This is a genomic window from Phyllobacterium sp. T2-21 (assembly GCF_055378485.1).
Map to the genome: position 1 here is coordinate 1,730,779 of NZ_AP027912.1, position 25,245 is coordinate 1,756,023.

Annotated in this window: 22 protein-coding genes; 12 read left to right on the plus strand and 10 right to left on the minus strand. The window is 61.2% G+C overall.

The window, feature by feature from the left end; translation table 11 throughout:
- The first annotated feature begins 15 nt into the window (after positions 1 to 15).
- Positions 16 to 363 (plus strand): DUF1491 family protein, encoded by a 348-nt coding sequence (locus tag ACZ5FP_RS08650; RefSeq protein ID WP_464663044.1) that lies wholly within the window; start codon positions 16 to 18, stop codon positions 361 to 363.
- Between the two features lie 17 nt (positions 364 to 380).
- Here ACZ5FP_RS08650 and ACZ5FP_RS08655 read toward each other — a convergent pair whose 3' ends face one another.
- Entirely contained in the window at positions 381 to 1,358 is a 978-nt protein-coding gene (locus ACZ5FP_RS08655) for a DUF2336 domain-containing protein (protein ID WP_464663045.1), read from the minus strand.
- 254 nt (positions 1,359 to 1,612) lie between these two features.
- On the opposite strand from ACZ5FP_RS08655, the gene ACZ5FP_RS08660 reads away from it, so the two are divergent.
- A complete protein-coding gene (locus ACZ5FP_RS08660) occupies positions 1,613 to 1,804 on the plus strand; it encodes a hypothetical protein (RefSeq protein WP_464663046.1) in 192 nt (63 codons plus the stop codon).
- A 531-nt stretch (positions 1,805 to 2,335) separates the two neighbouring features.
- Positions 2,336 to 6,094, plus strand: coding sequence for an autotransporter domain-containing protein (locus ACZ5FP_RS08665; protein WP_464663047.1), 3,759 nt, complete (start codon positions 2,336 to 2,338; stop codon positions 6,092 to 6,094).
- A 68-nt stretch (positions 6,095 to 6,162) separates the two neighbouring features.
- Here ACZ5FP_RS08665 and ACZ5FP_RS08670 read toward each other — a convergent pair whose 3' ends face one another.
- Positions 6,163 to 7,215 (minus strand): YdcF family protein, encoded by a 1,053-nt coding sequence (locus tag ACZ5FP_RS08670; RefSeq protein WP_464663048.1) that lies wholly within the window; start codon positions 7,213 to 7,215, stop codon positions 6,163 to 6,165.
- Positions 7,216 to 7,376: 161 nt separating this feature from the next.
- Here ACZ5FP_RS08670 and ACZ5FP_RS08675 point away from each other — a divergent pair, with 161 nt between their 5' ends.
- Positions 7,377 to 7,664 carry a YciI family protein gene (locus ACZ5FP_RS08675; RefSeq protein WP_464663049.1) on the plus strand — a complete coding sequence of 96 codons (288 nt, stop codon included), beginning with the start codon at positions 7,377 to 7,379 and terminating at the stop codon, positions 7,662 to 7,664.
- 183 nt (positions 7,665 to 7,847) lie between these two features.
- Positions 7,848 to 8,777, plus strand: a complete 930-nt coding sequence (locus tag ACZ5FP_RS08680) for a TauD/TfdA dioxygenase family protein (protein ID WP_464663050.1) — start codon at positions 7,848 to 7,850, stop codon at positions 8,775 to 8,777.
- A gap of 41 nt (positions 8,778 to 8,818) precedes the next feature.
- On the opposite strand, the gene ACZ5FP_RS08685 is transcribed toward ACZ5FP_RS08680, so the two are convergent.
- The 8 genes from ACZ5FP_RS08685 to ACZ5FP_RS08720 form a co-directional block, all read right to left on the minus strand.
- On the minus strand, positions 8,819 to 9,364 hold the full coding sequence (locus ACZ5FP_RS08685; RefSeq protein WP_346305130.1) for a DUF1254 domain-containing protein: 546 nt from the start codon (positions 9,362 to 9,364) through the stop codon (positions 8,819 to 8,821).
- Entirely contained in the window at positions 9,357 to 9,941 is a 585-nt protein-coding gene (locus ACZ5FP_RS08690; RefSeq protein ID WP_464663051.1) for a DUF1214 domain-containing protein, read from the minus strand. The genes ACZ5FP_RS08685 and ACZ5FP_RS08690 overlap by 8 nt, the downstream gene beginning before the upstream one ends.
- 70 nt (positions 9,942 to 10,011) lie before the next feature.
- Positions 10,012 to 11,034, minus strand: a complete 1,023-nt coding sequence (locus ACZ5FP_RS08695) for a spore coat protein U domain-containing protein (RefSeq protein WP_464663052.1) — start codon at positions 11,032 to 11,034, stop codon at positions 10,012 to 10,014.
- 14 nt (positions 11,035 to 11,048) lie between these two features.
- Positions 11,049 to 13,466, minus strand: a complete 2,418-nt coding sequence (locus tag ACZ5FP_RS08700; protein WP_464663053.1) for a fimbria/pilus outer membrane usher protein — start codon at positions 13,464 to 13,466, stop codon at positions 11,049 to 11,051.
- Positions 13,432 to 14,169, minus strand: coding sequence for a fimbrial biogenesis chaperone (locus tag ACZ5FP_RS08705; RefSeq protein ID WP_464663054.1), 738 nt, complete (start codon positions 14,167 to 14,169; stop codon positions 13,432 to 13,434). The genes ACZ5FP_RS08700 and ACZ5FP_RS08705 overlap by 35 nt, the downstream gene beginning before the upstream one ends.
- Before the next feature lie 157 nt (positions 14,170 to 14,326).
- Positions 14,327 to 14,911 (minus strand): Csu type fimbrial protein, encoded by a 585-nt coding sequence (locus ACZ5FP_RS08710; protein ID WP_464663055.1) that lies wholly within the window; start codon positions 14,909 to 14,911, stop codon positions 14,327 to 14,329.
- Positions 14,912 to 15,006: 95 nt separating this feature from the next.
- Positions 15,007 to 15,540: a Csu type fimbrial protein gene (locus ACZ5FP_RS08715; protein ID WP_464663056.1), complete on the minus strand. Its 534-nt coding sequence runs from the start codon at positions 15,538 to 15,540 to the stop codon at positions 15,007 to 15,009.
- Between the two features lie 576 nt (positions 15,541 to 16,116).
- Positions 16,117 to 18,285 carry a transglycosylase domain-containing protein gene (locus ACZ5FP_RS08720; RefSeq protein ID WP_464663057.1) on the minus strand — a complete coding sequence of 723 codons (2,169 nt, stop codon included), beginning with the start codon at positions 18,283 to 18,285 and terminating at the stop codon, positions 16,117 to 16,119.
- Between the two features lie 276 nt (positions 18,286 to 18,561).
- Here ACZ5FP_RS08720 and ACZ5FP_RS08725 point away from each other — a divergent pair, with 276 nt between their 5' ends.
- From ACZ5FP_RS08725 to ACZ5FP_RS08755, 7 genes are all read left to right on the plus strand, one after another.
- Positions 18,562 to 19,197, plus strand: a complete 636-nt coding sequence (locus ACZ5FP_RS08725; RefSeq protein WP_464663058.1) for a LysE family translocator — start codon at positions 18,562 to 18,564, stop codon at positions 19,195 to 19,197.
- A 143-nt stretch (positions 19,198 to 19,340) separates the two neighbouring features.
- The gene (locus ACZ5FP_RS08730; RefSeq protein ID WP_464663059.1) at positions 19,341 to 19,877 is read left to right on the plus strand and encodes a hypothetical protein; all 537 of its coding nucleotides are present in this window, start codon (positions 19,341 to 19,343) and stop codon (positions 19,875 to 19,877) included.
- Positions 19,816 to 21,054: a DNA-packaging protein gene (locus ACZ5FP_RS08735; protein WP_464663218.1), complete on the plus strand. Its 1,239-nt coding sequence runs from the start codon at positions 19,816 to 19,818 to the stop codon at positions 21,052 to 21,054. Before ACZ5FP_RS08730 ends, ACZ5FP_RS08735 begins: the two co-directional genes overlap by 62 nt.
- 806 nt (positions 21,055 to 21,860) lie before the next feature.
- The gene (locus tag ACZ5FP_RS08740) at positions 21,861 to 23,039 is read left to right on the plus strand and encodes a phage portal protein (RefSeq protein WP_464663060.1); all 1,179 of its coding nucleotides are present in this window, start codon (positions 21,861 to 21,863) and stop codon (positions 23,037 to 23,039) included.
- A 2-nt stretch (positions 23,040 to 23,041) separates the two neighbouring features.
- Positions 23,042 to 23,413: a DUF6107 family protein gene (locus tag ACZ5FP_RS08745; protein ID WP_464663061.1), complete on the plus strand. Its 372-nt coding sequence runs from the start codon at positions 23,042 to 23,044 to the stop codon at positions 23,411 to 23,413.
- Complete coding sequence (locus tag ACZ5FP_RS08750) at positions 23,400 to 23,939, plus strand: HK97 family phage prohead protease (protein ID WP_464663062.1); 540 nt, start codon at positions 23,400 to 23,402, stop codon at positions 23,937 to 23,939. Before ACZ5FP_RS08745 ends, ACZ5FP_RS08750 begins: the two co-directional genes overlap by 14 nt.
- A gap of 35 nt (positions 23,940 to 23,974) precedes the next feature.
- On the plus strand, positions 23,975 to 25,225 hold the full coding sequence (locus ACZ5FP_RS08755; protein ID WP_464663063.1) for a phage major capsid protein: 1,251 nt from the start codon (positions 23,975 to 23,977) through the stop codon (positions 25,223 to 25,225).
- Positions 25,226 to 25,245 lie beyond the last annotated feature (20 nt).

Here is a 25,245-nt window from a genome sequence, read left to right on the forward strand (position 1 = left end):
GGGCGGTTACGGCATATGCGTCTGACATCGGAATTCTGGGTTTCCGCGCTGGTGCGCCGCATCAACGGCAGCGGTGCCTTCGCCGCGCTTGGCCATAAGGGCGCGGCGGAAGCCGGGGCGATCTTCATCAAGTTCCGCAATGCCGACGGCAGCTACGACCTGTTCGGCCCGGCGCCGCAGATGGTCTATGACGAGACCAAGCCGGACGAACGGCAGTTCACCCTGCTGCAATCAGGGGTGGCTGAAGCCGAGGCGGATGCGGCGCTGGACAAGCAGAAGCGCTGGGACCGGGATCTGTGGATCGTCGAGATCGAGGATTATCGCGGCGAGCGCGGCGACCTGTTTCCGCTCGCCCGCGACTGACCACGGACGGGCGGTTGTTACGACACCCGGCGCTTGGCCGGGCCGGGCGCCGTGCCGCCGCGTTCGAAATCCGCCGCCATTTCCCGCAGTTTCTGCCGCAGCTTCTGCGAGTTTTCCTCGGTCTTCCAGCGCTGGATCGTTGCCTGCGCCTTGTCCTGGTCGATCTGGCGGTAGGACTGCACGAACAGGCGCAGCGAATGCAGATCCTTGTGCACGAGGCCGAACAGGCCGGTCAGCACCAGATGCGCCGCTTCCGCCGAAAGTCCGAGCGCGGCGAGCGCGATGGTCAGTTCGGCATTGAGCCCGTGGCCGATGATGCGTTCGGCGGTTTCACCGTCGAGATCGAGCGCCGTGGTGAAGGCGGCGCGGAACGTATGGGTTTCGTCGAGCAGGGCGGCATCGATCAGCCGGTCGGCCAGGGCCTGATCGGTGGAATGGCCGGCATCGGATGCGCGCATTAAAGCGCGCAGCGCCTCGCGGGTTTCGCGCAGGCGCGGCGATTCGGGTTCGGCACGGTCCAAGGCTTCATTCTCCTCATGGGCGGGCAATCCGCTCTGCAGCGCCAGGGCGCGGTCAATGGCCGGGTCGTGAAAATGACGCAGGGTCTGCAGCAGCGCCGCGTCCTCCACCGTGCGCCGGGCGATGACGCGGGCATGGCCGATACCCCTGCGCTGGATCAGGCCGATGAGATCGCCGGGCTTGAGCACCGGCGAGCGCAGGAGCAGCGGCGCGGAGATATCCACATCATCCTCGGCGAGCGCCAGGATCAGGCGTTTGGGCGCATGCGGCATTTCGGAAAGGGCAGCGGCGGCATGGCGGCGCACGCGCGGCGAGGCGAGGGCGAGCAGCGGAACGGCGAGATCCTCCAGCTGCTGGGCATCGCTCTTTGCCGGTCTTGCGACGCAGCAGAAGGCGGTGATCGATGCGGTCAGGAGATCGTCAGCCTTGCTGCCGCCATTGCGGTCTTCAAGTGCCCGAAACTCAGGATACTTCACGAACACACTCCACTCGATCACGCGCAACGCCAAACTATGCCTAAAATGAGCCATGAAGCGTTAGCAATCCGTTAACCCTGCGGGTGTCTAATGAAATTATGCGCGAAATGATCGCGCGCGAGCGGACCGGGACCGGTCCGCACCCCGGAAACGGGGAGCAAGGCAGCCAGGTTGTCCGGCGCTTTGGCCGGATGCCAAGACCAGCATGAGCGTTTGCGTATCAAGGAGATCAACGAGCCGAACGGATGGATGAAATGGGGTTTGTCATTGCCTTTCCAGGCAGCGCCTCGCGGCGCCGCACCACCACCGAGACGAAGCGGCCGGCAACCGCGCAGATCATGATTTTTCCCGGCGTGCGCTATGAGCGCCCGGCGCTGGCCGCCCGCCCGCGTGACACGGACAAGCCGGGCCACCGGTTTTTCGACCCGACACCCCAGCCGGGTTAAAGGCGCGTCGGGACATTCGGCGCAGCCCATATGGCCGCTGCGGATGGGAATATTGCGCCGCGCTGGTGCACCCGCTCACCCCTGATGTTCGAATCCCGGCATTGTTCTCAACCGTGACGCGTTCAGCTGTTTGGTGTGCTCTTCCATCAGAAACTACTGGTGGTTGCAGTCAGGCTGCCACTTAATACAACCAACAATACGTAAATTATTGTTTTTTTGCCACACAGGGTAGAAAAAGCCTGGTCACTCAGGTTGTGCTCTTGCGCTTCCAGCTTTGTTCTGAATCAATAGGCGCCAGTAAGTATTGTATTGATTCGTTTTTTTGACGGCATTTTATTTTAGCCAACAGTATATTGGGAGCTATATTTTATGATTTTTCACGCCACAGCTGCGGTTGCACCCGCACGTCCAAATTTTCTTTTCACTTTCCGCAACCATCTCCTGTGCAGCGTCTGCACCGCGATACTTTTGGCCGGTACCGGGGGGATGGCATGGGCGGAGGACCTTGAGACGGTATCAGGCGCACAACCAATGGCAAGCACCCCATCGCAGGCGGTTCCCGAAGCAGTCTCCACCGTGCCGAAGGAGGTCGATGCATCAAGCCCGCTCCCGCCAGCACCAGCAAAGCCAGTCACGGAAATCGTTGCGTCAGCACCGGAGGCGACCAAGCCCGATCCAGCGGCCGGGGAGGCACCGGCCCCGGCAGAAAAAACTGATGCCCCCAAAGCCACGCGGATCACGGTCAAAAGCGGCGAGACCAGAGTAGCCACCCCCGGTGACAAAGACGAAAGCTTCACCGTCGAAAACGGCGGTACACTGAATGCCTGGGCTGGTGGTTTGGTGAAAGATGTCCTCGTTCAAGGTGACAAAGCGTGGGATGCATCTGGGGATGGCGGCGTCGGCGGCGTTGCGTTTATCTCCGACGTGGAGAGCCATCTCGATAGCGGTTCGGTTGATCTGGGCGGCAAGCTGGCAGTCGTCAACAAGGCAGCGGCTGACACAATCACCGCCAACAATGGCGGTAGGCTGGATGTCACCAATGGTGCCTTAGTGAAAGACCTCACCGTCGAGGGCGTCAGGGCGTGGGATGTAGTAACGGGCTTGGGCGGCATCGGCGGTGTTGCGAATATCTCCGGCGAAGGGAGCAGGCTCGACCACGGCACGGTCGATCTGGGTGGCGATCTGATAGTCGGCAACAAGGCAACGGCTGGCACGGTCACTGTCCGCAATGGTGGCTGGCTGGATGTCTTCAATGGTGGCACAGTGAAAGACCTCACCATCAAGGGCATCAAGGAGTGGGATGTAGTAACGGGCTTGGGCGGCATCGGCGGTGTTGCGAATATCTCCGGCGAAGGGAGCAGGCTCGAAAGCGGCACGGCCGATCTGGGCGGCTTTTTGCGCATCGTGAACAAGGCATCGGCTGGCGCAGTCACTGTCCGCAACGGCGGCAAGCTGGATGTCTTGAATGGTGGCTTGGTGAAAGACCTCACCGTCGAGGGCGTCAAAGCGTGGGATGCAACAACGGGCTTGGGCGGCATCGGCGGTTTTGCGTTTATCGTCGGCGAGGGGAGCAGGCTCGACCATGGCACAGTCGATCTGGGCGGCAAGCTGGCAGTCGGCAACAAGGCAACGACTGACACGGTCACCGTCCGCAACGGCGGCAAGCTGGATGTCTATAATAGCGGCTTGGTGAAAGACCTCACCGTCGAGGGCGTCAAGGCGTGGGATGTAGTAACGGGCTTGGGCGGCATCGGCGGTGTTGCGTATATCTCCGGTGAGGGGAGCAGGCTCGACCACGGCACGGTTGATCTGGGTGGCAAGCTGGCAGTCAAAGACAAGGCAACGGCTGGCACGGTCACTGTCCGCAATGGCGGCGGGCTGGCAGTCGTCAACAAGGCAACGGCTGGCACGGTAACTGTCCGCAATGGCGGCAGGCTGGATGTCTATAACGGTGGCTTGGTGAAAGACCTCACCGTCGAGGGCGTCAAGGCGTGGGATGCAACAACGGGCTTGGGCGGCATCGGCGGTTTAGCGTTTATCGATGGTGAGGGGAGCAGGCTCGACCATGGCACGGTCGATCTGGGCGGCGGGCTGGCAGTCATCAACAAGGCAACGGCTGGCACGGTCACTGTCCGCAATGGCGGCAGGCTGGATGTCTATAATGGTGGCTTGGTAAAAGACCTCACCGTCGAGGGCGTCAAGGCGTGGGATTCAGCAACGGGCTTGGGCGGCGTCGGCGGTACTGCTTTTATCTTTGGTGAGGGGAGCAGGCTCGACCATGGCACAGTCGATCTGGGCGGTTATTTGCAAGTCAAAGACAAGGCAACGGCTGGCACGGTCACCGTCAACGCGGGCGGCTTGTTGAACGTCGTGACTGGCGGTGAAATCACCGGCAAGAGCACGGTCAACAATGGCGGCTGGTTGAACATCCATCCTGACGGCAAGGCCGGTGATATTGTTTTGAATGGCGGCAATTCAACCACCGATGCCGCCGCGTTTGTTTATATCGGCGGCATCGCGGGCGACATTACGCTCAGCGGGAATGCCCAGCTCTATGGCAACGGTCGTGTCGGCAATGTGCTGGTGCATGCGGGTGGCCAGATCGTTCCTGGTACGCGCGCTGACAAGTTTGCCGCCCTGACCGCGACAGGCAATGTGACCTTCGACAAGGACAGCTTTTTCACCGTGCTGGTCGCCAATGATGGCGTGCGGTCCGGCAAGCTGGTGGTGCAGGGGCAGGCAACTCTTGACGGCGGTACGGTCGAAGTGCGTGCGGAAGATTTGGACACGAAGACAAATAAGTTCGAAAAACTAAGCCAACAGCAGGTCAAAAACCTGTTCCAGAAGAGCTTTGTCATCCTGACCGCCGAAAAAGGCGTGACAGGGCGGTTTGAAAAGATCGAACCCAATTACAACTACATCACGCCCTCGCTTGCCTATACCGACAAGACGGTGAGCGTGGGTTTTGATCTGACAGAAACGGCTAGGACCGAGAAAGAACAGAAACTTGCCGACGAGTTAAAGCAGAAGCAGGCAGAGGCTGATCGCCTGAAGGCCGAGCAGACACAGCTGGAAGCCGAGCGCCTGAAGCTGCAACTGCGGGAGGAGCAGATCAAAAATCTTGTTCTGGTCGATGCGGTCACGCCAAATCAAAAGAGCACCGGCCGTGCGGTGATGCAGCTTGGTCTCGGCAACCGTTTGTTGCAGACCGTGCTGTTCTCGCAAAAGGGCGAAGTGCTCGCCTATGACAGCCTGTCGGGCGAGGCGCATGCCTCGTTGCGCGGCACGCTGTTGCAGGATGCCGGGCTGGTCAGCGGGGCGGCGAGCGAGCGGGTGCGTGCCGCCTTTGACGGTGTCGCCGCCAAAGCCGCGCCGGTTGCAACGCCGCTCGCCTATGGCCCGGAGGCCAAGGACAAGCGGAATGCCGGTGAGGCGTTTGATGCGGCAACACCGGTACCAGTCGCTGCAACCACCGCTTTGTGGGGACAGGCCTATGGCGGCTGGAGCCATGGCGCCAGCGATGGCAATGCGGCCGCCTACAGCAGAAACACCGGCGGCATCGTCACCGGCGTCGATGCCCTGATTGCCGGGACATGGCGGCTGGGCGTGCTTGCCGGTTATGGCTCGACCTCGCTGCATGGGGCGGGTTCCTCCGTCTCCGCCGACAGCTATCAAGTTGGCATCTATGGCGGCACGAAAATCGATGCGCTGACCTTGAGCCTCGGCACCATCCTGGCGCATCACGTGATCGATACGCGCCGCACGGTCGCCTTCGGCACGCTGGAGGAGACGGACACCGCCGGTTACAGCGCCAACACGGTGCAACTCTTCGGCGAGGCCGCCTACCGCATCGAGACGCCCTATGCGGCGCTCGAACCCTTCGCCGCGGCAGCCTATACCCACCTGAAGACCGATGGCTTTACTGAGACCGGCGGCATTGCCGCCCTGTCGGCGCCGTCATCCAGCACGGACCTGACGACGACGACACTCGGGCTCAGGGCATCGCGCGCCTTCACCCTCGGCAATGCCACGACGCTGACGGCGCGCGGCATGGCCGGCTGGCGGCATGCCTATGGCGATGTCACGCCGCAGGCGCAGTTCGCCTTTGCCAGCGGCGGCGAAAGCTTCGATGTCAGCGGCCTGCCGGTTGCCGCCGATGCGGCGCTGGTGGAAGCCGGCCTCGCCTTCGATATCGGCAAGGCCACCACACTCGGCCTCACCTATACCGGCCAGTTCTCTGCCGGTGTCAACGACAACGCGGTCAAAGCCGATCTGACGGTAAGGTTCTGAGCCGTGGTTTGAACAGAGCGGCAGGCTGCGCAAGTGGCCTGCCGCTGGCTGTTGGCCCGACGAGGCCGTTACTGCTGCAGGCCGGGATAGGCCCACAGGCCCGACACGCGCATCAGGTCGCGATAGATCACCAGCCGCTCATCGGCCGAAACCTTGGCCGCTTCGTCCAGCGACGGTGCATCGAGCGCCACGACTGGCACGACATTGGCGCCGATGCCATACTGCTTCAGCGCATCTTCCAGCAGGGTCCGCGCGCGGCGCATATGGCTGGAACTGGTCACCAGAATGACGCTGTCCGCCGTGTGCCGCTTCAGGAGGTTGGCGACATTCAGCACATTGCCGACCGTGTCCTTGGATTTGTCCTCGATCAGGATCCGGTCGCGGTCGACGCCCTTTTCCACCAGCCACTTGGTCATCAGATCGCCCTCGGTGACACCCGCCTGCGGCTGGCCGCCGGTGACCATGACGCGCGCCGCCGGGTTGGCCTGCGCCGCCTTCAGCGTCACATCGAGCCGGTCGAGTAGCGGCTTTTCCATCGTGCCATCCTTGGCCAGCGCATAGCCGAGCGCCACGATCATCACCTTGCCGGTCAATACCGGCACATCGGCATTGGGCTTGTCCGCGATGATCTGTTCGGCGCGCACGAAGCGCTGGCGATAGGCTTCGGCCCTGTCGCGGTCGAGCCCGGCCAGCGCCTGATGCGCCAGCGCGGCGCCTGTTTCATCGTTGCCGACATGGGCCAGCGCCTCGATCCATGCCTGCGCCTCGAATGAGGTCTGGTCCTTGGCCAGAATGTCCTGATAGGTGGTGCGCGCCTCGCTCACCTTCTTCTGCAGGATCTGCGAGGAGGCGACGGCAAAGCGGAAATTCAGCTGCTCCGGCGCCAGCTTCGACGCCTCGGTGAAGGATTGTTCCACCACGTCGTAGCGGCCATGCAGGGTGATGCCCTTGAAAATCTCGGCTCCCGCCTTTTTGACGTCGCCGCCCGACCAGTAATACTGCATACCGGTGTCGACGAGGGTTTTGATGCGCTCGGCATTCTGCGGATCGAAGGCGCGGGCGGGCAGTGCTGCGGTGAGGGCGAGAAGGGCGGCGGTTGCGGCAAGGACGAGACGTTTCATGGGCGCTTTCTCCAGCGGGCTGTTGGGACGGGCGCAGGTTAACCGCGACGCACGGTTTTGCAATCGCCCGTGATCACCGCTTTTTGACGCCGCACCGGTTTTGTCCGAGGGCTCGCACGTGTATATGACAGGGGTACGATCATCCCCGCCGGAGCTCTCCCATGTACATCGTTTCGCTGAATTATATCGCGCCGCTCGACGCGCTCGATGCAGCCGTTCCCGCGCACATTGCCTTTCTCGACCGCCATTATGCCAGCGGAACTTTTCTCGCCTCGGGTCGCAAGGTGCCGCGCACCGGCGGGGTGATTCTGGCGAAGAGCGAGAGCGAGGAGGCGCTGCGCGCCATTCTGGCTGAAGATCCGTTCTGGGTGAAGAAACTCGCGACCTATGACATTCAGCAGTTCACGGCGACAAAGACGCAGAAGGGACTGGAAGGCCTGCTGGATTGACATCGCCGCGGTTTGAAACAGTCCCGGCTCTCTCACCGGATTTGCGCGATGGTGTTTTTCATCCGGAGCGCCGGTTTTAAACGTTTTTGCCTGTGAATCGCGCTTCCGCCGGATTTGAATGATGGGGCGGGCAGTGGACGGCTACCCGCCGCGATCTTTCAACCGATTTATACGGGTGGTACGATGACCCATGCAAATTTTATTGATACCGGTACTTTCAAATTCAATGTAGTGGAACTCAACGGCCGTATTGGTGCCGAAATCCAGAATATTCGACTTGATGGCGACCTGCCTGATGCCGATATAGCAGCGATCAATGGTCTGCTGCTGCGCCACAAAGTGATTTTCTTTCGCGATCAGGGGCATCTTGACGATGCGCAGCAGGAGCTTTTCGCCCGGCGTCTTGGCGACCTTGTTCCTCATCCCACGCAGGGCGCCGTGCAAGGTACCGCTTCCATTCTCAACCTGGACACAAGCCGGGGCGGGGGACGCGCGGACCAGTGGCACACGGATGTGACGTTCGTCGATGCCTATCCAAAGTTCTCGGTCCTGCGGGCGGTGGTTATCCCGGCAACGGGCGGGGACACGATCTGGGCCAACACGCACGCTGCCTATGAGAACCTTCCCGCACCGCTCAAGTTTCTGGCTGAACAGTTATGGGCCGTTCACAGCAATCTTTATGATTATGCTGCGGCCCGGCCGCATGCGACCGAGGCGGAACGCCGGCATTATGAGGACGTCTTTACCTCAACAATCTATGAGACCGAGCATCCGGTGGTCAGGGTGCATCCGGAAACCGGCGAGCGCTCATTGCTGCTCGGCAATTTTGTCCAACGCCTGTCCGGTCTTTCCAAGAGCGATTCTGCCAAACTCTACGCGCTTTTCCAATCCCACATTACCAGCCCGGAAAACACCATTCGCTGGCATTGGCGGGCGGGGGATGTGGCGATCTGGGAAAATCGCGCAACCCAGCACTACGCGGTCAATGATTATGGCGACCAGCACCGTGTCGTACGCCGGGCCACGGTCGACGGGGATGTGCCGGTCAGTGTCGACGGAAGGCGCAGCTTTACCCACCGCAAGACAGCCAAGGCTTCAGCGCAGGCAGCCTGATCATCCACACCGGGGATCTGCCGGCGCGCCGCTGAACGCAATCAGAGCAGCGGCGCGCAGTTGGCGCTTTTCAGAAAGGCATCGACCTGGGCTTTCCAGGACTGGTCGGGCACAAAGCCGCGCACGACGACAAAGCCCTCGTTCATATCCGCCTCGATCAGCACGGAATTGGCCGCCGATACCGGCTTGGTCTTGTTGAGTTCGATCATCTGCAGGGGCCGGGCGATGACGAGATCGAGCTGGTCGGCAATGGCGGTGCGGTCATTGATCGAATAGATGTTCTCGCCCTGCCGGTCATAGACGGAAATCGACCAGTAGGGCGCCGTGCCGACGCCGGTGATGCGGGCGGGAAGGTCGGTGATGTCGAAGCGGCAGGCCACGGCTTCGAACAGCGGATCGAGCGCCAGCGGCACGGTCTGCGCCGTCGCTTGCCGCACCACGGGGTGGAAGGCCCAGTCTTCGCCATAGTCTGATATGCGCGACCAGGCATTGCGGTCGGAATAGAGCGGCACAAGCAGCACCACGGCCACATGCACGATGCCGGCGCCGACCAGGCCGAAGAGCAGGGCGCGGATCAGTCTACCCATCGCAGCTCACCTTTTTCACCGCCGGGAAGGTCATGTCGACCAGGCCGGAATTGCCGCCGACCGGCGTATCGTAGAGCGTCATCACCAGCACCATGCGGCCGGAGCCGGCCGTTGCCAGCCAGTTGCCGGCCTGGGCTTTGGGCGAGACGGCAACGATGAATGCGCCGTTGTCGCCGCGGAAAATCTGGCGCGAGTGCAGGGCCGGCGGCCGGTCTGCGCCGGGATCGAGCGGAATCAGCGCCAGATCCGCCGCATAAAGCGTCCAGAAGCGCGAATTGGGACTGTTGCCGGCCATGCGGTAGGTGCACTGGCGGTTGAGCGCCTGCCCCTGATCGTCGCGATAGGCGTAGAAGGCCAGGCCCTCGGCGCTGCCGAGCGGAAACGCACCCTCGCGCGCGGCGCGCGCCTTGGCATAGGGGTCGGACTGCGGCGTGCCCGCATCGGGATAGCCGGTCCATTGCCCGATGGTCAGCGTGCCGAAACCGTCGAAGCGGTTGACCGCATACCATGCGCTCAGCGTGCCGCCGCCGACGGCAATGACAAGAGCGATGAGGGCAAGAAGCACATTTCGAAGCATGAACGATGACTACACGCGAACGGTGCGGTGAGGCAAGGTGGTGCTGACAATTACGATTGTATGCGATGTCCTAGAATGTGAGCGTCACGACAACCGTATCCGCATAGGCGCCCGCAGCGGGCGCAATGGCAATGGGCGTGGTCAATTGGCCTTCGACCGTATGTTTGTTGACCGCATTGACCGTGTTGCCAATCCCCGAAAGCTTGCTCCAGGGCGAGGATTCGCCCGACGCGGACTTGTTGAACAGCTGATAGGCCAGGAAATTGTCACCATTCTTCATGCGCCGCGTGCCGCCGTCGAAGTTTTTGCCGTTGTCGAGATCAAGCGCGTAGGGCGTTTCATAGGTGCAGCGCACATCGATATTGGTCGTTGCGCGGATCGCTCCGGCGCCGGCATTTGCTGCGGAAAGGGCGCTTCTTGTGCCGAAATCAATCGGATCGAACGTGTCCTGCTTTTCGCCCTTGTTCTCGAGCTGGCAGGTTGGCTGGATGGTGGTTGGGAGGGTGAAAATTGTTGCTTCGTCAGCGGAGAGCGGGTCTTGCGGGCAGGGGACCTCGGCTGCGTTGAACCTATAATTGCTGACGATCCGGTATTCGCCACCATAGGTTCCGCTCCGGACACGATCCTGTTGCTGCCGCCCGAGATGGGTCACTCTCAGACGCAGGCTGCCGTTCAGTTTGCCCGAGCCGTCGAGTGTCAGCTTCCCTGCAGACCCGGTAACAGTGCTTTGGCCGTTCGGCGCCAAGCCCGGTTCGAACTGTGCATTGAAAGCAAGGCGGGAATTGCCGTCTCCTGTCTGGTAAAATATGTCAGTTTTGCTTGCGGGAGACATTCCCGCATCTTTGAGAATGTAGGCGCAAATCTGCACTCCTATCGTTGCAACCGACCCGACGGGTCCTATCGCGGAGCATTCATATCCGATCTCCGTGCTTGCGGTGTAGGTTTCCTTGCCCGATACGATGTCCATTTTCGTCGTTGCGAACGCCGGTGCATTGGTTACCTTGCAGGTCTGAGCCGAGGCTGGCGACGCCGCCAGAACAACGATCAGGACGGCGAGCACAAACAGCCACCGGCCCGGACGGAAAACACGCATTGCACTTCCTCTTTCTAGCGGCATGGGATCGGGCCGATTTCCGGCTGCGCGCCGGGTTTGGCCGCGTAATCGAACGTGGCGTGGCAGGTGCCGGCGTTTTCGGGCAGGGTGACGGTGACGCTGTTGCGGCCGGAAAGTCCGGTCAGGTATGTGCGGCCGTCATAGCCGGCAACGGTGAACTGGCTGGAGCCGTCAAGCTGCACCGCGGCGCCGAGCGGCAAAGGCTTGCCATCCGGCCCGGTCAGGCTGACGATGGCGGCATCGACTTTCTGCACACCGAAATCTACCACCGCACCGGAACGGTCGGCGGGCACGACAATGGCCTGCGTCTGTTCCGGCTGCAGATCGAAGGACAGATTGGCGGGGTCAATGGAAATGCGATTATTGCGGTAGGAATCCAGCGAGGGAACGAGGGCGCGTCCGCGGGAATTGGTTTTGGCGACGCGGCGGCTGTTGACCGAGACATCGACATTCGGACCGCCTGCCTTGACCACGGCGAAGGCATCGTCGACGCGATTGGCCAGGAACACGCCGCCGCCGGCGGCAACGACGGAGCCCTCGATGGTGCCGGTCACGCGGCCCTGATCGCCGGATTGTTCGACGGAGCCCGAAAGCTGCGCCAGCCGCGTGCGGTAATTGGCACTGACCGAGCGGGCGCTGTTGCCGCCGCCGCCCTCGCGATCCCGTATGGTCCAGCCGACAGCGCCTTCCTCAAGCCCGGAGGATCGCGACAGGCTGGTATCGACGCCGATGTGATCGCCATTGCGCGACAGGCTGGCCGAGGCGGTCATGTCCTTGCCGATGGGCATGGACAGGCCGGCATAGACGCCGAAATCCCCGCCGCGGCTGAGATCGCCATAGCCGGTGACATAGAGCGAGACCTTGTCGAACACGGTGCGCGACCAGGACGCGCTGACCAGGCTGGAATCATTGCCTTGCCCGGCGCCGTGAATGCGGGAGAAGCCGAGGCTGAGCGAGGAGGGATCGAACCCGAGCGGGAAGGAGAGGCCGACGCGATCGACCTGACGGCTGCGGGCGGAAACCGGTGTCTCGTAATTGTTGCGCCGGTCCGCCACCAGGCCGACATCATTGTAATCGCCGACCATGCGGTCGCCGCCGATATAGAAGGAATAGCCGTTGCGGGAGACCTGATAGAAGGCCGAAACCTTGCCGCCGACATCGCCCTCATAACGGCTTGCCGCCACCGAGGCATTGACGGAGCCGTAGGGGCCGAGGCTTGCGACAAAACCCGCGCCGGTATTGACCAGACTGCGGATGCCTTCCGCATGCCCTTCCAGGGTCAGCCAGTCGGCAAGGCCATAGCGAATGCTGGCGGAGGCGGCGATATCGCTGACATAGTCGAACGAGGTATAGCCATAGCCGAGGCGCGGAAAGCCGATTTCGGCGGAATAATCCACATAGCCCTTGCGCAGCATGCCCGGCGCAAAAAAATAGGAACGCTGGATCACGGATTCGCGGCCGAGCGCGTCCTTCATGACAATGCGCGCATCGCCGCCGCCGCCGAGGAAGGGCAGGCCGCTGAAATCGAACGGCCCCGATGGCACCTCGCCGGAATAGACCTTCATGTTGTTGAGATAGAGATCGAGCGTCGAGGGCACCGAGGCGCTGCCGCTGAGACTGGGGACGGGCGTGGTGACCAGATCCGGGCGGATGCCGAAATTGCGCCTGATCTGCAGGCCGCCCAGCCGATAGGACGAACTCCATGACAGCGCGCCGGAAACAGTATCGCCGATCTGATAGGTCAGCATGCGCTTCGGATCGACATAGCGCCAGTTGCTGTCCAGCCGGGCGATGTCATAGCGTCCCGCATCGAAGGGGTTCATCCGGCCGAGACCGCTCGTCGACAGCGTGCCGAAGGGCGTCAGCAGGCGTGACTCGGCACTGCCGCTCAGGCTGCCGTCAAGATTGTCGCCATGCCAGTTGGAGCCTGACGTGGCATAGAGGGTGTAGTTCGTCACCAGCCCGAAATCCGAACGGACTGCGGAATAATCGATGGGCTCGCTCTCGCCGCCGAGATCGACCGTCGTCGGCTCGCGCGCCTGATCCGGCGCGGTGAAGGCGATCATCTGGTCCACGTCATTATATTCCCAGGCCACGCCGGGCAGGCTGTCGAGCGGGATGAAACCATCCTTGCCGGCGACACCGCGCTCCGCGCGGAACCCCGCCTTGCGCAGCTCGTCCGGCGTCGCCGCCAGCCTGCCGTCGGGCAGGTGCCGGAAACGGGCAAGCACGCGCGAGGCATTGTCATTGACCTTGACGCCAAGCAGCAGCTCCTGCCCGGACCTAGGCAATTCCGGTGTAATCGGCGGTGCCTCCTGGGCCAGGATGGGTGACATGGCGCCCGCCAGACAAAACCCCATGCAGGCAAGCCGCAGATCAAGGCGTGACGACAACTGTCTGATTGACCGCATAGTCATCCCCCTTGGCCGTGACCTTGACGCTGGCGCCGGGCTGGATGCGCTGCGCACCCGCACTGACGATCCAGCGCCGGGTCGAGCCGGGCAGGACATAGCCGTTGAGCCCCTCACCGAAGGAAACCGTCCCGGCCTTGGAGGCGACCGCGAGACCGGCGATCTTGGCATGGCGGTTGCCCACATTGGTGGCCTCGGCAATCAGGGTCTTGCCGGACCGGCTGATATTCCATTGCAGGTCGGCACCCGCAGACCTTTCGGTGAAGAAAACCGGGATGGAATAGCGCAGCAGCATATCCACCGAAGCGGCCGAGCGGCGAAGATTGACCTCGGGAAGCTGGTCGACGAGCAGCCGGTAGGTTTCCTCGCCGGATTTCAGCGGCGGGGCGATGCGGGCAATGCGGATCGTATAGGTTGTGCCGGGCTGCAGCGTCGCGGCGGGCGGGCTGGCGACCACATCGCGGCTTGGCGTGAGCTTGTCTTCGCCGTTCACCTGGGTCCAGGAAAACACCCGGACCTGGACATTGACGGGACGGTCCCCCTCATTGCGCAGATTGACCGTGGACGTCTGGCCCGGGGCGGTCAGATCGACAGAGACAGGCGAAACCTGCAGCGGCGCTGCGAGGGCAGTGTTGTTGAAAGCCAGCATGGAGGCAAAAGAGGCTATGGCGAAGAACAGCTTCGCGGGATGGAATAAAGTCATAAAAAATCCGTTCCAATTGTCGAAACATTAAAATGTTCAAGCAAAATTTTGGCGTTGAAAAATGCTGCCTTTCCAGATTGTTAATCGGTGAGCCGAGATCCCGTCGGGTATCAGAGTGGTGAACGACCCAGTCTCGCCGCGGTTGCCAGGACGCCGCTCAGAACGTCACCGTCACCGTCACAGTATCCGAGTAGATGCCCGGGGCGAAGGGTATGTCTGACTTCTGGATGCGGCCGTAGACCGGAATGGGCTGTGCTCCGGCGTCTGAATGGGAAAACTGGTCGGTAAGACCCTTGCCGAGATTAACGGCCCCCCATCCCACGCTCCCAGATTGCGGAAGTGGCGGCGCTCCCCAATTATCGAAGTACTGGGAGCGACTGGGGGTTAAATACAGTTGATAGCGGATGTAATCGCCTTTGCCGTTTGTCATTCTGCGTTCCATGATGTTACCCGGCTCTATAGGACTCCTGCCGGCGTCTAGGTAAATTGAAAAATAGATGCCAGCAGTGCACAGGACATGAATGGAGCCTCCGTCCTCTGAAGGTGTCTGGGCGTCGATGTCTCCAGTCACAAGACCATGCTCTCCAAAATCAAGAACGGCATCGCCGCCGGAATTAACCGTACATGCCTCGTCAATTTTCATCTTGATTTGCAGGTTGTTTGTGGACGGGGAGCCGGACCAGGCGGAAACGCCGGATGCAATCAGCGCGGACAGAGCAATGATGGGGATAACAATTTTCATTGTCGCTCCTAAAACATGGTTCAAAGTAGCTGATCGAGAGCGTGCATTGGGTGCACGCTGCTCGCCACATGAAAGCGGTAAAATATCCGGGATAATCAGAAAGTGACTGTTACTGTCACCGTGTCGGTGTACGTGCCGGCAACAATGGCCGCTGACTTCGGCACGCGGCCGTAGACCTGATAAGCCTGCACGGTGCCGTCTCCGATTTTAGAGGTAACGGTATCCTTTTTGTCAGTATTTCCCCAGACGGTCTGGCGGCCCTCGTCCGAATACAATTGATAGCCGACGAAAGTGTTGGCCGTAGTACCCTTCATTCGGCGGGTGGCAACATCACCAGGACTGGAGGGATTATCGCCAGCATTCAGGCCAATGCTGTAGGGCGTGTCTTTGGTGCACTGGACGTTGATGGAGCTCTTTTGATCGATATCGTTAGCCACAACACCATAACTTCCGAAATCGAGAGTGGCCTCGCCGCTAGGATTGACCTTGCATTCCGGGTTGATCGTTATCTTGACGATCAACTTGCCGGTCGTCGTCTTTGGCGCAGGAGGCGTTTCGGCAGACCAACCGGAAACGGTGGAGGCAAGGAGGGCGGATACGGCGATAATGGGGACGAAAACTTTCATCATTTCTCCTAAAGGGATGGTTCAAAATCAATGTCTGAAAATGGCTGCTGAGTACAACGTTACTCACGCAGCAGTATAGTTACCGGTTCAACGATAACCAGAAGACGCGGGATTTCAACCCGTAAATTTTAACTTATTCATAATACTTTAGTATAGTATATCGTGTATTTAACGTACTATAGATTGCATTTAATGCTTAAATTCAACCTTAGATTCAACCTTGAATATGTTGCCGTGCGGCGGCAGATGATCGCTGCAAGCACAACCTGGCCCGCATTTCCGCTGCGCGCGGGGCATGGCGAATCAGTGTTCCGCGCGGTTGTTCGTGCGTGGTTCACCCTTCGAAAAACTCAGAAAGCTCACATGTGGCGCGTGGTTCGACAAGCTCACCATGAGGGAGGTGGTTTGGTGCGAGGTCAATCGCAACCGTTGCAGAACTGGCTCCCTGCAATCCCCCACGTTCCTCATGGTAAGCGAGTTTCAAGCCAGCCGTCGACCTTGCAGATTTTAGATCCCTGCAATCCCCACCTCCCTCATGGTGAGCTTGTCGAACCACGCACGGCATCGCGGCAAACGGCGTCAGCGGGCGGAGATTTTCGTCGGCACATCGGGCAGTTTCAGTGCCGGTGCCTCCTTCAGCGCCTGGCCGATTTCACGCAGCGAGGTGACGGTGGCATTGGAGAGCACGCGCGGGCGTTCGGCTGCCTTCAGCGCTTCGGCATCATCGCCCGTGGCCGGTTTGGCTGCCGCCACCTTGTCCTGCTTCGGCATCGCCGGATCGATGCCGGGAATGGGCTTCAGATCGATGTTCTGGTGGGCATAGTTCATGAAGCGCTGCCAGGTCATCGCCGGCAGGATGCCGCCGGTCAGTTCCTTGGTCGGGGTAAAGTTGTCGTTGCCGAACCAGACGGCCGCGGTGTAGTTGCCGGTGAAGCCGACGAACCAGGCATCGCGGTAACTCTGGGTCGTGCCTGTCTTGCCCGCCACGCGCGTCATCGGCAGGGCGGCGCGCCGTCCCGTGCCCCATTCCGGCACCTGGCTGAGCATGATGTTCATGTTGAAGGCCGCCTTTTCGGTGAGCGCCCGGTGCGGCTTGTTTCCGTCGGTTTTCCAGTCCCACAGGAGCTTGCCGTTCTGGTCGCTCACCTGGGTGAAGGCATGGCGCACGCCGGCAAGGCCGCCGGTGGCAAAAGTGTTGTAGCCCGTCGCCTGATCCATGACCGTCATGCCCGAGGTGCCGAGCACCATGGTCTTGTGCGAACTGATCACCGATTCCACGCCCATGACTTTCGCCAGCGCCACGATGGGCGCCGTCGTCAGATAATCCTTGGCGAGGCGCACCGGCACCGTGTTGATGGATTTGACGAGGGCCGTCGTCAGGTCGATCTGGCCGAGATACTGCCGCGAATAGTTCTGCGGCGACCAGTTGCCCCAGGACACGGCGCCCCCCGAAATCATGGTCTTGGGCGTCATGCCCTTTTCCATGGCGGCGGCATAGACATAGGGCTTGAACGAGGAACCGGCCTGGCGCAGCGCCGCCGTGGCGCGGTTGAACTGGCTTTCGCCATAGTCGCGCCCGCCGACGATGGCGCGCACCGCGCCGTTGGTTTCCAGGACGACGATGGCCGCCTGCGTCACATGGTATTCCTTGCCGAACTGGCGCAGGTGATATTCCGCCGATTCCTCCGCCGCCTTCTGGATGCCGGTATCGAGCGTGGTGCGCACGACGAGGGTGTGCGAGGGCAGTTTCTGGCCGACGCGGCGGATCTCGTCAAACGCCCAGTCGAGGAAATAATCCGGGCTTTCCGAGCGGGCACGGTCCACAACCGTCGCCGGATTGCGCCGGGCGCCCACCACCTGGCCTTCGGTCATCAGCCCGCCCTGCACGAGATTGCTCAGGACCACATTGGCGCGGGCGCGGGCGGCAGGCAGGTTGACATGCGGCGCATATTTGGCCGGGGCCTTGAACAGGCCGGCGAGCATGGCCGCCTCGGCCAGATTGACGTCCTTGACGCTCTTGCCGAAATAGAATTCGGATGCCGCGGCGATGCCGAACGTGCCGCCGCCCATATAGGCGCGGTCGAGATAGGTCTGCAGGATTTCCTTTTTCGACAGGTTGGATTCGAGCCACAGCGCCAGGAACGCCTCCTTGATCTTGCGGTCGAGGCTGCGCTCATTGGTCAGGAACAGGTTTTTCGCCAGCTGCTGGGTGATGGTGGAGCCGCCCTGGACCACGGAATTGGCGCGCAGGTTTTCCGTCATGGCGCGGGAAAGACCAAGGAAATCAATGCCGAAATGGTCGAAGAAGCGGCGGTCTTCCGTGGCCAGAACCGCCTTGATCACATGATCGGGCAATTCGTCGATGGGCACGGCGCTGCGGTGCAGAATGCCGCGCTGGCCGATCTCATTGCCGTAGCGGTCGAGGAAGGTGACGGCGAAATCGTCGCGCGTGCGCCAGTTCTTTTCCGTGTCGTGGAAGGCGGGAATGGCGAGCGTCAGCATGACCACGGAACCGGCGGTGCCCCAGGTAAAGCCTTCGCTGAGGAGTTCGACGACGCCGCGCCGCCAGCCCGACACATGGAAGCGGCGGAAGAAGATGGTGGTGTCTTCCCAGAATTCGGCGAGGCGGAAACGCAGCTCGTACAGCGACGAATCGATCCAGGCATCAAGTCCAAGCAGAGGCGAGACCTTGAATCGCTTGCGTTTCTTCTCGGTCAGAGTGTTTTTGGCCCGAGGCTCGTTCATCATGCCAATCTCTTGTCTGCCTGTCGTCAGCCACATCGCGCGCGAAGATATGATGTAGCCGATTACGCTTAACAGCTTCTTATGATGGCCGTTATAAGACCGCGGCAGTCCGTTTCGTCCCTTTCTATCTCAAGGAAAAATTTAACTCTTTTTCTGATCAGGCGACAAGGGGCGCAGCCGCCAACACCGAGATTTGATGGAGTCCGGGGCGGCAAAAATTCCACTTGCAATTGTGTTCCGGTGATGGATTGCTGTGGTTTTTGGCGGGAGCGAAAGAGCATGTCCATCGAACACTGGCTGGCATTTGTTGCGGCATCGGCAATCCTTCTGGCTATTCCCGGCCCGACCATCCTGCTGGTCATTTCCTATGCGCTCGGCCATGGCCGCCGCTTTGCCGCTGCAACCGTTGCGGGTGTGGCGCTGGGCGATTTCACCGCCATGACCGCATCCATGCTGGGGCTCGGCGCCTTGCTTGCCGCCTCCGCCGCGATCTTCACCGTGCTCAAGTGGATCGGCGCGGCCTATCTGATCTATCTCGGCATCAAGCTGTGGCGCGCCCCGGTGGCGGACACTGCCGCCGCAGGCGAAGCGCAGGGGAGCGATGGAAGCGCGCTGCGCATCTTCCTGCACACCTATGTGGTGACGGCGCTGAACCCCAAGAGCATCATCTTTTTCGTGGCGTTCCTGCCGCAGTTTCTCGATACGGCACGGCCGGTCTTCACCCAGATGCTGATCTTCGAGACGACATTCCTGGTGCTGGCGACGCTCAATGCCGGAACCTATGCGCTGATGGCCTCCATGGCGCGCCAGACCATCCGCAAGCCGAGGGTGCAGCGCGCGGTCAACCGCACCGGCGGTTCGCTGATGATCGGGGCAGGGCTGCTGGCACTCGGCTGGAGGAAGGCATCCGTCTGACGGCGGGGGTATTGAAAGAAAATAATCATATTTAGGAAAATAGTCCTTGACTGCGTGACGGAACTTGTGTAGGGTCTGGTTATCATCAGAAATGTGCCCGGATCATTCCGGTGGCGGGCGATCTGATCTTCCAGGAATTGGCCATGACAGTGATGGAGCGCGGCGAGAGCGCGCTGTGCCGCCGGCACGCCTATGATCTCTGCCGGCACTACGGGATTTCCGCCGATGCAATGGCGCCGGTGTTCGGCATCGGCCGGCCGGAGTTCGAGCAGCGCCTCGTCGAGGACGGGCTGACGCTTGCATATCTGGAATGCCAGAACACGGAAATGACCCTCATTCACGATCTCATGGCGCTTGTGCGCAAGGAGCTGGAGCAACTGCAACTGGGAGACGAGACGGCGACGGCGAAGACACGGCTGGATGCCCTGGCGCAGCTTGCCCGCACCATGGATCGCCTCAGCGACATGCAGGAGAAGCGCGTTGAACAGCAGCGGTCCGTGCTCATGCTGAGCCCGGAAGAATTGCGCGAAGCGCTGGTGCGCATCGACGGAAGAATCCATGAACTTGCCCTCTGCCGCGCCGACGAACTGGTGCAGCGACAATCTCAGCCCGGTGCAGATGCAGTCCCTGATCAACGAATGGGTGTTCCAGGGGCGGGTGAACCAGCAACCGCCGCATAGGGATTGGCGGACATGGCTGATCCTTGGCGGACGCGGTTCCGGCAAGACCCGCGCCGGGGCGGAGTGGGTCAACAGCATCGTGCAGGGCTTTCCGCCCTTCCGGCCGCGGCCATCCCTCAGCATCGCGCTGGTGGGCGAAACGCTTGCCGATGTGCGCGAGGTCATGGTCGACGGCCCGTCCGGGATCATGGCGGTATCCCGGGCCGAGCGGCCGCGTTTCGAGGTGACGCGCCGGCGGCTCGTCTGGGCCAATGGCGCGACGGCGGCAATGTTCTCCTCGGAGGATCCCGACAGCCTGCGCGGGCCGCAATTCGATGCCGCCTGGGGCGACGAACTGGCGAAGTGGAAACACGCGCAGGAAACCTGGGACATGCTGCAATTCGGTTTGCGCCTCGGGGAAAATCCCAAGCAGGTGGTGACAACCACGCCGAAACCCATCGCCCTGCTCAAGACATTGATGAATGATGATGCTGTTCTGGTGAACCGCATGCGAACGGCGGAGAACGAAGCCAATCTTGCCCAAAGCTTTCTGACACATGTGAACAGGCTTTATCGCGGAACCCGTCTGGGGCGGCAGGAACTCGATGGCGAGCTGATCGAGGAGCGGCGCGATGCCCTGTGGTCCCGGTCGATGCTGGATGAGATTTACCATGCTGACGTGCCGCCGATGCAAAGGATCGTTGTCGCCATTGATCCGCCGGCCAGCGCCACGCGAAAATCCGATGCCTGCGGCATTGTTGCTGCCGGACTTGACGCGGCGGGGACGGGCTGGGTGCTGGCCGATGAAAGCTTTGCACCGGCCAAGCCCATCCAATGGGCACGGCGCGCGGTTGCACTGTTTCACCGGCTGGAGGCCGACCTGATCATTGCGGAAGTCAATCAGGGCGGCGATATGGTGGCTGCGGTGATTGCAGCGCAGGACGATGGGGTGCCGGTGCGTGGCGTGCGGGCCAATCGGGGCAAGGCGCTGCGTGCCGAGCCCATTGCCGCCCTGTACGAACAGGGCAGGGTCCGGCATGCGGGCCGGTTTGCCGCACTGGAAGATGAGATGTGCGATTTCACCCATGCGGGCTTGTCGAACGGCCGCTCGCCGGATCGCGTCGACGCGCTGGTCTGGGCTTTGAGCGAGCTGATGCTGAAAAGAGAGGTCATCCCGCGTATTCGCGTGGTTGGCTAAACCCCGGGTTGCTTGGAAAGGCAGAAAAGTTATTGTATGGTCTTGGAGTAGGGAACGAGCTTTCGCCCGTCCCCCATTTCCTAGTGAATGAATTGGATCCGGATCGTTAGTTGCAAGCACGTCCGGGTCCTTTTCACTTCCAGGGTGATGCTAAGTGGCAGATACCACACGTTCACCTCCAAGTTTGAGAGCAAGGCCTTTGCCGAGGCCGGGAGGCCCATCGTCCCGGTGCACCGGCTGGCTCGGTGCGTGCTGCTTCGCTCTCAAAACTCGTTCCGGTTCGAAACATCGCCGGATTTTGCAGAAGCTTCAACGATGCAGGGTTGAAACGCCGGTGCGATATGCGGCGTGCGGTTGCTATGAGAGTGAAAAACCATTCCTATGATGAGCGCCCAGCCACTCTGGGTTGCTTGGAAAGGTCGCGGAGTTATTGTATTGTCTTGTCTTGGAGTGGGACGCGAGCTTTCGCCCGCGCCCCTTTTCTTAGAAGATGAATTGGATCCGGATTGTCAGTTGCCAGCTGGTCCGGGTCCTTTTCATTTCCAAGGTGATGCTAAGTGGCAGATACCACACATCCACCTCCAAGTTTGAGAGCAAGGCCCTTGCCAAGGTCGGGAGGCCCATCTTCCCGATACACCGGCTGGCTCGGTGTTTGCTGCTTCGCTCTCAAAACCTGTTCCGGTTCAACACATTGCCGGGTTTTACAAATCCTTCAACGAATGCAGGGTTGAATCGCCGATGCGATATACCGCGTGCGGTTGTCCCGGCGACCTGATCCGTCTTACCCAACAAAGAGAACATGTCCCATGGCACGTCATTGGCCGTGGCGCCGTCGCGCCGCGAACGAAAACCCGCCTCTGCAGACCAAGGCAGCACAGGGGTTTGTCGCCCTGCAGCTCGACCGTGAAGCGCGCTGGTCGCAGGGCGGATACACCGGACTGTCCCGGCAGGGATTCATGCGCAATCCCGTTGTCTACCGCTGTGTGCGTCTGCTGGCGGAAGCCGCTGCCGCCACGCCCTGGCTGCTCTATCAAGGACGGACGGAACACACGCAGCATCCACTGCTTGATCTCTTGTCAAATCCGCATGGCGGCGCCGACGGGGCCAGCCTGTTCGAAACGCTCTACGGTCATCTCCTTTTGTCCGGCAACGCCTATGTGGAAAGGGTCAGCAGCGGCAACGGTGTCAGCGAACTGCACCTTCTGCGACCGGACCGGATACGCGTGGTCACGGGTGACAACGGATGGCCGCTGGCGCTCTGCTATGGCGTTGGCGCGAGCAAGCGCACCATCCCGCTCGATGACGGGCAGGCGCTGCATCTCAAACTGTTTCATCCGCTGGATGACCACTACGGATTTGCACCGCTCGAAGCGGCTTTGATGGCCCTCGACATTCACAATGCGTCCGGCGTCTGGAACAAGGCGCTGCTCGATAATTCGGCACGGCCATCCGGCGCGCTCGTCTATGCGCCTGCCGATACGGCACGGCTGACCGAAGCCCAGTTCGAGCGGCTGAAGACCGAACTGGAAGAGGGGTACACCGGCGCGGCTAAGGCAGGGCGGCCGCTGCTGCTGGAAGGCGGGCTTGACTGGAAATCCATGGGCCTGTCACCGCGCGACATGGACTTCATCGCCGGCAAGAATGCCGCCAGCCGCGATATTGCACTGGCGTTTGGCGTTCCGCCCATGCTGCTCGGTATCCCCGGCGACAACACCTATGCCAATTATGCCGAAGCCAATCGCGCATTCTATCGCCTGACGGTGATCCCGCTGATCACCCGCACCGCCAAGGCCATCGGTAATTGGCTGGGTCCGGTTTATGGCACCGGGTTGCGGTTGGAGCCGGATTTCGATCGCATCGACGGATTGTCGATGGAACGGGATGCGCTGTGGCAGCGCGTATCGGCAGCGCCATTCCTCAGTGATGACGAGAAGAGAGAGGCCGTGGGATATGCCCGCAGGCCGCACGAACTTTCCGGAGAATGATCATGACAAACTGGTCCGATGCCGCCTGGATTCTGGCGGCAAAGGCAGCCGGTGCCATTGCAGGCTCCGCTGTCTCGCTTGCCTATATGCTGCCGAGGGACAAGAGCGAGGCAGCCATCCGCTTTATCGTCGGCATTGTCTGCGGCCTGGCTTTTGGCGGGCTGGCCGGTGTGAAGATCGCATCCGAACTCGACATTCGCGGCCAGCTCGGCGATGGCGAACTGATGCTGATGGGCGCTGCGGCAGCCAGCCTTGCCGCCTGGACCGCCCTTGGCATTTTTTCCCGTCTGACGGCGCGCATCGGTGAATCAAAACCTCCGCAGGATCATCCAAGTCCTTCCAGCAAAAGGGATATCGCCAATGCTGAGAAATAAGAGAATTGAGAAAAAGTTCGCCGGAGTGGCCATCGAACGGGTTGAGCTCGACGGCAGTTTTTCCGGCTATGCCAGCCTGTTCGGCGAGGTCGACCTCGGCAAGGATGTCATCGCTCCTGGCGCCTTTGCCGCGTCCATTCGCAAGCGGAGTGCCGCAGGCATTCGCATGCTCTGGCAGCACGATCCCAATGAGCCCATCGGTGTCTGGACCCGGATCGTCGAGGACCGGCGCGGGCTCTATGTCGAGGGCCGTTTAACGACCGGTGTAACCCGCGGGCGCGACGTGCTGGAACTCATGCGCTCCGGAGCAATCGATGGGCTGTCCATTGGTTTTCGCACCGTCAAGGCCAAGACGGACGGCCTCGGCAACCGGCGTATTCTCGAGGCGGACCTCTGGGAAATTTCCGTGGTGACGTTTCCGATGCTGCCCTCGGCCCGGGTCGGGCAAGTGAAGGCGCAGCCGGCAGACGTTCATGCGGCGCTGGCGGCAACCCTGCGGGCTGCCGCCCGGCGGCTCCGCGCTTGAATCATTCTCTCCATTTCACACACAAAGGATTTGAAATGACCGAACAATTTTCCACTCCGGCGCCCGAAGCCAAGAGCGCGGGCACACAGAATGTAGCCGAAGCATTCAATGATTTCATGCAGGCTTTCGATGAGTTCCGCCAGAACAATGATGACCGGATCAGGCAGATTGAAAAACGTGCCAGCGCCGATGTTCTGACCGATGAAAAGGTCGAACGCATCAATCTCGCGCTGGATGAACAGAAGCGCATGATCGACCATATGCTGCTGAAGAAGGCGCGGCCCGCCCTGGAAACGGGGATGAGCCCGTTGCTGTCGCTGGAGCACAAGACCGCCTTCGACAGTTATATCCGGCGCGGCGATGAGCACGGCGTGCGCACCATCGAAGCCAAGGCTCTGTCCATCGGCTCCGCGCCCGATGGCGGCTATCTCGTGCCGCCGGAACTGGAGCGCGATATCGGCACGCGGCTCGCCGCGCTCTCGCCCATCCGTGCCCTCGCAACGGTGCGGCAGGTATCAGGCTCCGTGCTGAAAAAGCCGTTTGCGGTGAAGGGACCGGCCGTGGGCTGGGTCGGGGAAACCGATGCCCGCCCGCAGACGGAAGCCTCCAAACTGGCGGAACTGCAATTTCCCACCATGGAGCTTTACGCCATGCCGGCCGCATCCTCGTCGCTGCTCGATGACGCGGCGGTCGATGTGGAACAGTGGATATCCTCCGAGGTCGAGACCGCTTTCGCCGAACAGGAGGGCCAGGCCTTCGTCAATGGCAATGGCACCAGCCAGCCCAAGGGGTTCCTGACCTATGACAGCGTTGCCGATGCGATCTGGAGCTGGGGCAAGCTGGGCAGCGTTTCGACCGGCATTGCCGGTGGGTTTGCAACCTTGAACGCCTCGGACATCCTGTTTGATACGGTTTACACGCTGAAGGCCGGATACCGGCAGAATGCCAGCTGGGTGATGAACCGCAAGACGCAGGCAGCCGTGCGCAAGCTCAAGGACAATGACGGCAACTATCTCTGGACGCCGCCCGCAGCACCCGGCCAGCAGGCCTCGCTGCTGGGCTTCCGGCTGACCGAAGCAGAAGCGATGCCACCGATGACAACCGGCGGCGCTGCCATTGCCTTCGGCGATTTCGCCCGGGGTTATCTGGTGGTGGATCGCACCGGGGTGCGGGTCCTGCGCGATCCCTATTCCGCCAAACCCTACGTGCTGTTCTATACGACCAAGCGCGTGGGCGGCGGTGTGCAGGATTTTGATGCGATCAAGCTGCTGAAGTTTGCGGCGTAGTCAAACAAGAATTGGCTGCA